At 48.3% G+C, this 12,687-nt stretch carries 9 protein-coding genes and 1 pseudogene; all 10 read left to right on the top strand.

Features of this window, described 5'->3' with window-relative positions:
* A partial coding sequence (locus DWW91_RS27775) for a hypothetical protein (RefSeq protein WP_158599485.1) occupies positions 1 to 1,471 on the top strand: 1,471 nt, incomplete at its 5' end.
* A 238-nt stretch (positions 1,472 to 1,709) separates the two neighbouring features.
* Positions 1,710 to 1,961 carry a hypothetical protein gene (locus DWW91_RS27160; RefSeq protein ID WP_122329414.1) on the top strand — a complete coding sequence of 84 codons (252 nt, stop codon included), beginning with the start codon at positions 1,710 to 1,712 and terminating at the stop codon, positions 1,959 to 1,961.
* Between the two features lie 5 nt (positions 1,962 to 1,966).
* Positions 1,967 to 2,377, top strand: coding sequence for a type II toxin-antitoxin system VapC family toxin (locus DWW91_RS27155; protein ID WP_122329413.1), 411 nt, complete (start codon positions 1,967 to 1,969; stop codon positions 2,375 to 2,377).
* A gap of 216 nt (positions 2,378 to 2,593) precedes the next feature.
* Positions 2,594 to 3,343 (top strand): DNA-binding domain-containing protein, encoded by a 750-nt coding sequence (locus DWW91_RS27150; protein ID WP_122329412.1) that lies wholly within the window; start codon positions 2,594 to 2,596, stop codon positions 3,341 to 3,343.
* 171 nt (positions 3,344 to 3,514) lie between these two features.
* Positions 3,515 to 6,430: a hypothetical protein gene (locus tag DWW91_RS27145; RefSeq protein ID WP_122329411.1), complete on the top strand. Its 2,916-nt coding sequence runs from the start codon at positions 3,515 to 3,517 to the stop codon at positions 6,428 to 6,430.
* A gap of 386 nt (positions 6,431 to 6,816) precedes the next feature.
* Positions 6,817 to 9,771, top strand: a complete 2,955-nt coding sequence (locus DWW91_RS27140; RefSeq protein ID WP_199722635.1) for a hypothetical protein — start codon at positions 6,817 to 6,819, stop codon at positions 9,769 to 9,771.
* Between the two features lie 107 nt (positions 9,772 to 9,878).
* Entirely contained in the window at positions 9,879 to 10,157 is a 279-nt protein-coding gene (locus tag DWW91_RS27135) for an HU family DNA-binding protein (RefSeq protein ID WP_122329410.1), read from the top strand.
* 214 nt (positions 10,158 to 10,371) lie between these two features.
* A complete protein-coding gene (locus tag DWW91_RS27130; protein WP_122329409.1) occupies positions 10,372 to 11,937 on the top strand; it encodes an ATP-binding protein in 1,566 nt (521 codons plus the stop codon).
* A 205-nt stretch (positions 11,938 to 12,142) separates the two neighbouring features.
* Complete coding sequence (locus DWW91_RS27125; RefSeq protein WP_122329408.1) at positions 12,143 to 12,442, top strand: hypothetical protein; 300 nt, start codon at positions 12,143 to 12,145, stop codon at positions 12,440 to 12,442.
* Positions 12,369 to 12,687: pseudogene (locus DWW91_RS27585) on the top strand (hypothetical protein); the annotation flags it as partial. The gene DWW91_RS27125 and the pseudogene DWW91_RS27585, both read left to right, overlap by 74 nt.

The raw sequence follows: 12,687 nt of genomic DNA, 5'->3' as shown, positions 1-12,687 counted from the left end.
AAAAGGCGCTCCCGTCACAAAAACTCTCAATGAAAATACCCAGTTGACCTTCTTTTTAGACAATGCAAAGCTGGGAGGAGCGAAAAAAACGACCGTCACACTCAAAAACAAGATTGGCGGCGAAAACACCGTCTTCACCGTATCACCGGTATTCCCCGTCCCCACCGTCACTTTTGTCAGCGGAAGCAACTCGCCCACCCAAAACACGATGACGGGCACTGACATCAAATTGTATCAGGTGGAAGGATCGCAAGTTAGCATCAAAGCAAATGCACTGGGCGGTACTTGTGCCAAGATTTTATCCGGTGACATTACCGTTACCGCAGACGATGATTATGCTGTAGAAAAGACCTATGTAGTCACCTGGAAGAGCGGTAACTCTGCCACTTTCCAGATTGCTAACAAATCGGACGAGACAAAGGCTACTACTACGTATACGGTAAATGCACCGGCTACAACAATTACGGCTACCGATAACGTTAACTTGAATACGCTAGTCAACCAGAACGTGACCAATACAATCAATTCACCCGAAGGATGTACGGCTTCCGTGAACTGGGGTACCGGCGGACAAGCCTGGTTCAATCTGAGCGCAACGAATCTCAATGCAAACAACCAGGCACTCAAAATGACTACTGTAAACGATATAGCAACGAAAACGAACATACAGAAAGCGACCGTTACCTTGACAAACAAGATTACGGGAGGCGCCGAGAAAACATTTACTGTTACGCCGGTTTATCAGATCATCAGTGTGGAACAGACTTCTTCTACCGGAAATAATCTGAACGGTACGACTATCAATATGGTCAAGATGTCAAGCAACTCCGGCTATCATGCCCAAATAACATTAAAAGTAGTATCTCCTGGTGGTAGCAAAGTCACTGTTTCAGGAACCGGACTTAAAATAAACGGGGCAGCTTCCAGCACTGCTTACACTGCCAGCTATACACTGGATGCAGCTTATAATGCGGCTGCAAGCGGGACACTGACAATTACTAATTATCAGAATGCCGGCAGCACAAAAACTTACACAATAAGAGTGAAGGATCAAACGGTTACCTATACGTCAAAGAGTACGGGGAAAACTGCTCCGGCTTTGGAAATGACAAAATATTGGGTGGCGCCGGTAACGGAAGGGTTGGCTAACTGGAACGATGCACAAACGAAATGTCCGGAGGGGTGGAGAGTTCCCCAACGTAGTGACTATAGAGTCTTTGTACAACAAGATCAACAAAATATTTATCTATACCTTTCAGGAGCTGATCCTAAAGGAATTGGGTCAGGAGGCGACTCAAAAGGATTGGTCGCTTATTGGGGAGGTAATGATGCTTCATCTGGAGGCTATACTAAGCGTCCAACATTAACTGTTGATTCAAGCCAATGGTATTGGTATAGTACTAATAATGATAAGTTATGTAGTGCACCTATAGGTGACTTACTCAACGTCCGTTGCATCAAAGATAAATAACGCAAATACCGCGTACTCGAAGCCCCCAGCTTCCCTGAATAATCGTACGCCATAAATAAAAATAGTCGCCAGGGGGCGGCAAGCAGGCTTCGGCCTGAGCGATCTTTGACATGATGGGATTGATAGGGAAAAGTAAACCTTGTGAGACTTATTTTAATTAGGGCGAATTCGCCCTAATTAAAGCAAAAGTTGCTATATTTGTATCTGTAATTTTAAATAATACGAAAGGGTATAATGTATGAAAACAATAGCAATATTGCCGGAATCTAACGATTACTGGAACATTATAAAGGACGTAAGCGACGAAGTAAAACTGGATTTGATTGCCCGACTCAGTAATTCGTTACTCCATCGGAAAACGAAAAAGGAAGTACGTTCGGCCAGTTCTTTTTACGGAGTTTGGAAAGATTCAGACTTTATGGATGCTGACCGGTTAACTGACGAAATCCGACTATCCCGTAAGTTTAAAGATGACATAGAAGCAATCTGAGTCTTATGAAGAAATACTTACTCGATACAAATATTTGTATTTTCCTGCTTAGAGGAAAATATAATGTGGATAAGAAGATTGACACAGTAGGACTGGATAACTGTTTTATCTCTGAAATAACTGTTGCCGAACTAAAATACGGAGCCGAATTAGGGCGACAAAACAGCTTACAACATCGGATACAAAATCTGGATAGCTTTATCAAATCTATAAATGTATTGCCCATTACAGACGCAATAGATATGTTTGCAACAGAAAAAGCCCGTCTTCGCACAGCAGGTACACCTATGGATGATAATTTCGATTTATTGATAGGATGTACAGCCCTTGTATACGATATGGTAATGGTTACTGAAAACCTAAAAGATTTTCAAAACATTAATCATATTCAACTGGAGAATTGGATAGAAAGATAAATCGCCACCTTCACTAAACACCACTTTCTGAAATAACCCTCCCTTTTCCCTATCAATCGCATCTGTAACCTAACGACAGATGCACCGATCGTTACGCAGCCCCCGGCAAGGGGTTGCGCAGCTTTTCGTGTGTCTGTATGTGATATTGAAATGAATAAAACATTAGTATTAACCGGTCCGGCGCTACAAAGGCAACGGACCACTATTTTGAACAATATGGCAAATACGCTAAAAGTCTGGATGGTCCCCAATACGGTGACGCCAGATCCTAAAGACAAAATCTTCATTCTCGAATCGACCGGCAAGGCCGATATCAACAAGGTGTATGACGAAATGCAGGCGGAAGATACCGGCCTGCGCCGCGAAACCATCGTACATGCAGTAACTCTTTACAACCGCATCTGTGCACGACTGCTCATGAACGGCTGGCAACTCAATACCGGACTCTTCTACGCCGTTCCCCGCCTGACGGGAGTGGTAGACGGCGGACGGTGGAATCCCGACATAAACAATATCTATGTGGCTTTCAATCAGGATAAAGTGATACGCGAAGAAATCGCACAAACCACCATCAGCATCCTCGGCGAGAAAGGCGACGTAATGTATATCGTTGAAACCGAAGACCGCAAGACCGGCCTGAAAGACGGCACTATGACCCCGGGACGCAACTTCTTCGTACGCGGAGCCAACCTCAAAGTGCTCGGCGATGACGCCTCGGTAGGCGTCACACTGACCAACACCGAAAGCAAAGCGGTAGTGAAGCTCGATGACGATATGATCACGAAAAATAACCCTTCTGAACTTACCTTGCTGATTCCTGCCGACCTGGCCGACGGTAACTACCTGCTCACCGTACGCACACAGTTCGGCGCCGGTAAGCATCTACTGAAAGACCCCCGGGAGGTTTCGGTCGACGTACATGTGGGTGACGGCGGCGGCGGTAGCGACCGCCCGGAAATCGAATAATCCGGTAAGTCACTCATACCAGTATTGGTAAGTCACCCTTACCAGCACTAGTAAGCCACCCTTACCAGCGTTAGTAAGTGCCTCTTACCAGTACAGGATGGAGCGACTTCCCCAAAACAGACAAATATCAATTTTTCAACTAACAATATGTTTAATTTAAAACAAACGAACATGAACGTAAAAAGTTTAATGCTGCTCCTCGCCTTCGCCGGCCTGGGAGCCAGTTGTTCCGACGATGTAGAAAGTGGCGGCGGTAGCAGTATTGCCGGACGCACCGAACTACAAATCGCATTCAGCGGAAACGGAGAAAGCCAGGAATACACCAAGGCTGCCGCATCCGAAAGTGAAAATGAAATCAAAGATCTGAAAATCTATCTCTTTGCAGCCAATGCCGAGAACGGGGAATATCAGTATCTTGAAACCTGGGAGGAAGGCCAGCCCTACAATCCGGACAATGCGGACGTTACCAAGTTTAAAAAACAGGCTTCGGGCACTTCGGTTAAGGCATCCATCTATCCGAACGAGAAGAAAGGATTGCCCTGGATCAAACTCTATTGTGTGGCCAACAACGGTTCGCACCTCACAACCGACGGCAAGTTCTACGGGGAAAACGGAGCCGACGAATTACTTGCGACACTGACCAAGGTGGAAACCGATGCTGATGGTATCGTCACCACACCAGGCACGAAAGAAACCGAATTTATCAAATCGTTCACCAAAGCTATCGGTACCGACACCGACACCGGCATCCTCGGCACACCGCTGCTCATGACCGGCAACGGCAAGACTAAGATCAGCGGCAGCGTATCGAAAGTGGATATCACCTTGCGCCGCCTGGTGGCACGTTTCGACATCGACAACGCAGCTTCGAAAACAAACCTGACAATCACGTCGCTGACAATGGCTCATGCACGTAAAACGGCACCGCTCTGGGGCGCCGCTCCAACCAAAGTGGAAGAAGCCGACCTGGCTACCGACACCAAGCTGACCACCTACAAAGACGTCGAATTCAACAAGATTGCCAATGCCAACACAGGACTGACCGAAAGCGCTTTCTATGTCTATCCGAACCTGGCAACCGATCAGAGCTACCTGATCATCAACGGAACCTATAAGAGCCCGATCACCTCTCAACAGGTGCAGGTTACTTATAACATTCCGATCGTTCGCACACCGGAAGGTGCCGACAAGGGCGAATACATCGCCATCAATGCCAACAACCGCTATACCCTGCGCATCTCAGATGTAACGCAGTCGAACGTGTTTGCCAGCTTCGAAGTGGTTGACTGGACATCGGGTGGCGGTATCATCGTGAAGCCGGAGAATGATGCACCCGTGGTGGATGCGACAAAGACCTTCGCGCCTGTTGACGGAGGAAGCGAAGCTGACCTGCCTGTAGCCCTCAAAGATGCCGACGGACAAACATCGGAAACCGATTTTGAAGTGATAGACGACAAGTCTTTCAAAATGACCGTAGCCGCAACCGGTAAAGTTCGCGCAGAAATAGGCGCCGTGACCAAAACAGGCGAACCTGCCTGGTTGACGACTGATCCCCCTGCTTATGAAGAGAAAGACGGCGTTTGGTATACTACTTTCCAACTGACCGCTACAGGAGCTACCGGTAAACAGCCGCTAGCCTTGACCTTTATCAACGAGTCAGCTTCTTACGATCCCGCGCTTTGGACAACGATCAACTTCTACGGTCCGAAAGCCGTACCGGTATTTGCCTTAGTCGACAACGGAAACTCTTTCGGCAACACGACCACAGCCGCCAACGACGGTAAAGAGCCTGAAGCCCGCCTGTATAGAACAAAAGGAAGTTATGTGACATACGACATCACCTCCATAGAAGGTGTAACAGCCGGAACGCTTGCCGGATTCGATGTGAAGGTAGAAAAGAAAGCCGGAGAAGAGTATATTTATACCTGCAAAATACTTGTTTCCGATGTAGCGAATGCCCATGACGGAGAGATCGAATTCGTCAATGCCGCTGATCCGGACAAGAAGACGACACTGAAGGTGATAGCTTGCGATACGAACCTGGCTTTCGAACAGGTTGCCGAGAATGCTTCCGTGACTTATACGGCCGGTACCGAATCACCGTTCATCACCACCGGCAAACTCAATATCGACCTGGACGCCCTGACTACAGGCTACAGCTTCAAGATCAACGCACCGGCCGGTCTTACTGCCGGCAGCCTCAACTGCCCATGGCTAACCATCACTGAAGATAAAGCCTGGGAAGACGTAGATTTTAAACGTTATGCACAATACACATTGACTGCCGTATCCGACCCGGCCAGCACTACCGATTTCGATTTGGTATTTACCAATAAGCTGGGAGAGAAGTACTCGGAAACTCCGAATCTGACGATCACCCTGCACAAAGACTACAGCAAGCCTAAGTTTGCCGCCGGTACGACAACAGCTTCCTGGAGTGCCTTCAACCAGGGATTGGATGCCAGCTTTGCGACTCCGACCGCCGCTACCATCTCAATGTATAAGGCAAACGGCAGCCAGATCACCGTGAAGATGACCTGCACGGAAGCTGCTTCCCTCGAAACAGTTACCGGACTGAGTTATACGAAAGTTGCAGACAATGAATGGCAGATCAGCGTCGACGATGCCAGTGCACTGACCAAGGCCACCACAACGGTGACAGCACATAACGACGGAGCGTATGCCGTCAATACTTCCACCGACCGCGTGGCTACGCTGACGATCGACTGGCTCGATCCGAAACCGACCTTCACGCTGGACGCTACCAACACTGCGGCCACGGTAGACGGCGGAGATAGCGACGTAATCAATGTGGATTATGCCACTGTCGGGGATGTGTCGCATAAGTATGTACCCATCACGATCAACGTAAAAGGATACAAGGGCAGCACGATCACCTACACGGGCAACACCGCTTCCTGGCTGGTACAGACAGTTACACCTACGGTTATCGGTGAGGACGGAACGGCCGAGATTGCCTTTATCCAAAGCGGAAGCACTGACTCTGCTACAGACGATATCGTAATCTCCATTGAAAGCGCTATTACCAACGGAGGCACTAAAACGATTACGTTAAAGAAAAAATAACAGGACCCCCTCTTTTTCTCTTCGTTTCTTTCAGAGAGGGCAGTTAAATAAAAAAGAAACAGAAACAAGCTCTTTGACATGATGCAATTGATTTTCAGAAAAGAATGTTATCTTTGCCTCTATAAATAATCTTACAGCTATGACAACAATCGTTCCCTGTCAATATACTCGCGAGGAAATGCAATCCGTGCTGATGGAACGCGAAAAAGATCCCCGTCGATATACACAGGATCAAGTAATTGAAAAGATGAACAAATTAATTGATTCGTCGAACCGTCAAGACGATAAGAATCTTATAAAGACACTTCAAAGATAGCCTTCTTCTTCTGAAAATTAATTGTATTCATTGTATATGAGCTTTTGAATAACAATTAATTCAGAATGAAATGAAAATAAAACATCTATTTTCTACCTTCGTGGTAGCCTTGCTTCTGGCAGCCTGTACCAACGAAGATATAACGGACCGGCCTACTCCTCCCACACCGGACGGAACAGACGATGCCAACCGCAGGGAAGTTCTGCTTACCCTGAAAAACAAATTGGCAGTCAAGTCGGTCGGCACTAAGGCCGAAGGCGACCCGATTGCTACCGACGAAGAGAATTACATCCATTCGCTCGATGTATACGTATTCGGTTCGACCGAAGAAAACGGCACCTACACGTTCCAGGAACTTCATTACTACCGTGATGATGCCTCGGAAGTGAATCTGCCAAAAGTAAATGCCTACAGCTTCAATTTGATAAGCGACCCCGACAACAGCAGCCAGACCACCGGGTTGCTGAAACTCAACAAAGGGTTGTTCATCAAGCTCTATTGTATAGCCAACCGTACCACGCTCTATCAGACCGATCCGGCATCGGGAGACATCACTCCCTTTACCGATTTCGCCTCTTTGGAGCAATCGGCACCCGGACAGGCGGAAAACCTGGTAACGGCAGGATCGCCTACCCTGGCTGATTTCCTGAAACTGCATACCAAACTGATCGACCCGGCAGCCGGAACGGAAGACGATATCCTGCAGGCTCCCCTGCCCATGACCGGCGCTTACACTACCCCACTCGACCTGACCGATTTCGGCAGCGCGGCACGTACGCAGATCAGCTTCAAACTTTCACGTATGGTAGCCCGTTTCGACATCATCAACGATGCTTCAAAGTCGAAATTCACCGTCGAGAAGATGTCGATGAGCAACGGACAGAGCGGGGCACAGTTCTTCCCGATACAGACACTGACTACCGATCCGGCAAAACTCATCACTTATCCGGAACGGACTGTCTCTGCCGAAACACAAAAGACCAAAGACGATGCAGCAAATACGACAGACCATACCCAGGGTGCCTTTTATTGCTGGCCCAGTCCGAAAGACGACCACGGATATCTGACACTGAAAGGGAAATATGCAGTCAACCAAACGGAAAATCAGGATGCATCCTACCAGATTCCTTTCCAACAACTCGTAGACGGTATCGGTACCTATATCGAAGTGGCCTACAATCACCGCTACACCATCCAGATCACTAAGGCGGATGCTTACCACCTGGACTTCAATCTCCTGGTTGCCGACTGGGATGACAACGAGGGGGCTATCGACCAGTATACACCGGAAAACGAGTTCGACACAAAGACTCCCGTCGTACTGGAGACTGCCAGCAATACCGGGGCTTACGTGCTCGACAACGGACAGATCAGCGTATTGACCGACGAATACAGCAAATTCGCTTTCAAAATGGGGTCGAACACCGAACTGACGGAAGAGATTATCTATAAGGCCGGTTCGGCCGAATGGATCGTTGCCGACGGCGACCGCACTCCATCCGCTATCACCAAAGCGATTTCGATGGAGACTACTTTCGGTTATAAAACAGTAAAAGAAGCAGTCGAAGGCGATCAGCCTCTCCTACCCGTCATCATCCGCCTGACCAATCCGGCCAGTGGCGACCGCAAAGAGATCACCGTGATACCGACACAGGGGCCTGCCCTTTCACTAGCATCGGATTACAACGGTTTCAGCAAGTTCGATCCGGACAAACTGATCGCAACCGTCTATAATGTAGACGATCAGACTGTCAAATTACATGTCGTAGCGGAAAGCCGCAGCGACCGGGCAGAAACGCCGACCATCACAACAGGTAGCAGCGCCGCCGTCAAAACCGGAGATACCTGGCTCACAGTCGATGGTCCGGTCACTGAAGCTGAAGGCGACTATACCCTGACACTGGGCACGGCACAATCACCACTTCCGGCATCGACTACCGTCGACTTCACTTCGACCGCCTCGACCGAAAAGACAACGATTACGGTTAAACTGAAAAGTCCGGATATGAACGAACTGGTTGCCGGTAACTTTAATGTAGACGGCATTGTCAATACAGTGGACATGACCGGAGGAACCGGAAGTATTCCCAAAGTAAGTCTCATGGGACGTCTCAACAATTCAGTCAAGATTACCGTTACCTCTCCGGAAGGCGTAACGGCAGCAAAGACAACCGGCGACTGGCTGGAAGTTAAAACGGAAGCAGGTGCAGGAACAGCCGATGGCAAAAAACAGACCATCATCACAGCAACCATCAGCAATGCTGAGGGTATGGCAGATGCTCCAAAGAGCGACGGAAAGATCACGATTACCAACCCGATCGACAATACGACAAAAGAGATCGAAGTGGTAACTACTGTTCCTGCCGGCCCGACGGTAGCCTTGAAAGAAATAAGCGGAAACCTGAGTACGCTGGTCGGTACTACTGCAACGCTGTTCAATACGGCAGGACAAACAATCACGCTGACAACCGACGAAGCGAGCACGGTAACTGCTACAAACGGCGATTGGCTTACTGTTCCGGCTTCTAAAGCGAAAGAGCATGTTATTACTATACAAACGGCACAAAGTCTGCCTTTAGCACAAACAGCCACATTGACCTTTACAGGCGATGGCGGCGGCAAGACAGAAATAACTGTCACACTGGTTGATCCGGCTATTACGGCATTGACAGGCAGTGACTTTACCAGCACCGAAGGTAACAATGTTTTCGCAGTCGCCAGTGCCGGTAACAATGACAAAGTGGCCATGACCGCCCCGACAACTGCTAACGCCTTCACCCTGACCGTGAAGTCGAATACGGGTATCACCGTCGACACTGTCACTACTTCCGATTGGCTGACCGTTACGAAAACGGATGAAATAGCCAACAACGGAACTTTCACGGCAACGTTGACTGTCGGCATTGTAGAAGGCACAGATCTGACTAATGCTATTTCTGACGGCAAAATTGTTTTGAAAAACACCCTTGAAGGCGGTGATGATCTGACTATCGATGTCGTGACAGAGCTAACTCCTACTATCTAAAGAGAATTTTACCTGTACTATAAATTAATGTAAACACCGAAGGCCCGGTGACCTGCTTTTTGCCGGGCCTTCTTCACCAACAAAAACAATTAAACAATTATCTATTCATGAATAAAACTGAATTAATACACAAGCTATCCGGTCGTCTTAACATTACACAAAATGAATGCGGCCATTATCTGAACAACCTGCTCGATATTCTGGGTGACGAATTAGAATCCGGCAACGGCCTCGTCTTACAGGGCTTCGGTACCTTCACTCGTTGGCAACAAACCGCCCGCCTGGGGCGTAATCCGCGCACCGGCGAAAATGCCCTTATCCTACCCCGCACCAGCGTAAAGTTCAAACCAGGCAAAATGCTATTGAGAAAACTGAACAAAAATTAAGGAGCGTGGCGCCACGCTCCTTTCCCAGCCACCCCGGGACGGTTTCCCGGCTTTGTTCCGCTTCGTGGGCGGAGATGGCTACGTAATAAAAAGCCGTCAGCAGACGGCTAGCAGGTTTAGGCCTGAACGTTCTTTGACATGATGAGATTGATTTCTATGGAAGTAAGAGTTGAATAAAAATAATTTTGTATGTTTGTATCTGAACTGAAAAATTATGGCAACAATAACTCCACCTCGAAAACTCCCTTTGGGGATACAAGATTTTGATAAGCTTCGTAAAGAAGAATATTTGTATGTAGATAAAACCGATCAGATATATAAGCTGGTAACGACCGGCGCCGCTTATTTCCTGAGCCGTCCGCGACGGTTTGGTAAAAGCCTGCTTTTGTCTACGCTGAAAGCTTACTTCGAAGGTAAAAAAGAACTTTTCGAGGGGTTGGCTATTAGCCGGTTGGAAACGGAATGGCTGGAATATCCGGTACTCCATCTGAGCCTCAATGCTGAGAAATATGAAACACCGGAACATCTGGAGGCATTAATCGAACTGCATCTCACCAGATGGGAAAGCCTGTACGGGGCTAATCCGAATGCAAAAACCTTCTCCGGCCGTTTCATGTCGGTACTCGAAAACGCATACCGCAAAACCGGCCGTGGCGCAGTAGTCCTGATCGACGAATACGACAAACCGTTGCTACAAACGTTTCACGATAAATCGTTACAGGATAATTTCCGGAATACACTGATGGCCTTTTATACCGTACTGAAAGATGCAGATCCCTACCTGCGGTTTGTCTTTATCACGGGCGTGACAAAGTTTGCACAGGTGAACGTGTCCAGCACGCTGAACCATCTCGATGATATCAGCCTCGGGCTCGACTATACCGACCTTTGCGGCATGACCCGCCCGGAGATAGAGGCCACCTTCGGCCCCGAATTAACGACAATGGGCAAAACCAATGGGCTGACCTACGATCAGACAATGGAAAAACTGACACGCCTGTATGACGGCTATAAGTTTTTTCAGGTGCAGGACGAAAAGGTGTTTAACCCCTTCAGTGTGCTGAAAGCATTGAAAGGACGCTCTTTCGGTAACTTTTGGTTTGCTACCGGAACGCCTTCTTTTCTGGTCGATATGTTGAAGCGGACCAACTACGATCTGCGTAACCTCGATGGCATACAGGTGAGTGCCGCCTCGCTGACCGACTACCGGGCAGATTATTCGCAACTGGTTCCCGTAATCTATCAAAGCGGTTACCTGACCATCAAAGGATATAATGATGAATTCATGCTTTATACCCTCGGGTATCCCAACGATGAAGTAAAGTACGGCTTCCTCAACTTTATCGCTCCGTTCTATACTCCGATACCCGCTTCGGAAACACCTTTTTATATCGGCAGGTTTGTCGAAGAGTTGCGTGCCAGACAGACGGAAGAGTTCCTGACACGGTTGCAGGCCTTCTTTGCCGATTTCCCTTACGAACTAAACGAAAAGACAGAGCGCCACTATCAGGTGGTGTTCTATCTCGTCTTCAAACTCATGGGACAGTTTACGGAGGCAGAAGTACATAGCAGCCGGGGACGTGCCGATGTCGTAGTAAAGACGGCTGACTATATCTACCTGTTCGAGTTCAAACTCGATGGTAGTGCCGAAGAGGCGCTTGCACAAATCGACGATAAAGGTTATCCGCTCCCTTACCGTGCCGACGGGCGCAAAGTGATTAAGGTAGGCGCTTCTTTCAGTGCTGCCGACCATAATATCGACTGTTGGCTGATTAAATAATAAACAAAACTTCCTTTTCATAGTTATCAATCGCATCTGTAACTTATAACAGATGCACCGATCGTTACGCAGCCTCCTGCCGGGGGTTGTGCAACTTGTCGTGTGCGTTTGTGTAAACAGCTACCCCGGGCCACAGCTGCCGACTGGGATGAAGGGGAAGCGATTGGATAATTGAAAGTTACCGTAATATTAAAAATATAGTGAAATGAAAAAGATTAATTACATGATGTTATCCTGTTTGTTCGTACTGCTGGGGAGCTGTACGGAAGAGGTACAACAAAAAGGTGAACAACCTGCACCGGAGGGCGGAAGCGATGCCATTACACGGCAGGAAGTGACGCTCAGTTTAAAAAACAAACTGGTACTCGACCGGGAGAAAACCAAAGGAGAAACAATCGCTTCCGCCGAAGAGAATGCCATCTCGGCCCTCGATGTATATGTGTTCGCTTCCGAAACGGAAAACGGCGATTACTCTTTCATGGAACGGTTCGCCTACCGACGATAATAAAACAACAGTAAAGACGCCCGGTGTTCCGCTGGAAACAACCTTCGCCACCTGGCATACACATCTGCTGACAAGCACGGTTCCGGCCGATACGCTGGCTACACCCCTGGCCATGACAGGCGCACTCACAACTCCGCTCGACCTGACCGATTTCGGCAGCGCGGCACGCGTTCAGGCTGGAATACGCCTCACACGACTCGTCGCACGCTATGATATTATCAATGAAGCGGGAAGTTCCCGCTTCA

This window comes from Parabacteroides sp. AF17-3, from assembly GCF_003635445.1.
Classification (GTDB): Bacteria; Bacteroidota; Bacteroidia; order Bacteroidales; family Tannerellaceae; genus Parabacteroides; species Parabacteroides goldsteinii.
The sequence above is the reverse complement of the archived record's forward strand: the minus strand, read 5'-3'. Positions and strand labels throughout refer to the sequence as shown.

Excerpts from the sequence above, each read along its gene's own strand:
- DWW91_RS27160 (WP_122329414.1), top strand. The coding sequence starts at position 1,710 with ATGAAAACAATAGCAATATTGCCGGAATCTAACGATTACTGGAACATT.
- DWW91_RS27155 (WP_122329413.1), top strand. The coding sequence starts at position 1,967 with ATGAAGAAATACTTACTCGATACAAATATTTGTATTTTCCTGCTTAGA.
- DWW91_RS27150 (WP_122329412.1), top strand. The coding sequence starts at position 2,594 with ATGGCAAATACGCTAAAAGTCTGGATGGTCCCCAATACGGTGACGCCA.
- DWW91_RS27145 (WP_122329411.1), top strand. The coding sequence starts at position 3,515 with ATGAACGTAAAAAGTTTAATGCTGCTCCTCGCCTTCGCCGGCCTGGGA.
- DWW91_RS27140 (WP_199722635.1), top strand. The coding sequence starts at position 6,817 with ATGAAAATAAAACATCTATTTTCTACCTTCGTGGTAGCCTTGCTTCTG.
- DWW91_RS27135 (WP_122329410.1), top strand. The coding sequence starts at position 9,879 with ATGAATAAAACTGAATTAATACACAAGCTATCCGGTCGTCTTAACATT.
- DWW91_RS27130 (WP_122329409.1), top strand. The coding sequence starts at position 10,372 with ATGGCAACAATAACTCCACCTCGAAAACTCCCTTTGGGGATACAAGAT.
- DWW91_RS27125 (WP_122329408.1), top strand. The coding sequence starts at position 12,143 with ATGAAAAAGATTAATTACATGATGTTATCCTGTTTGTTCGTACTGCTG.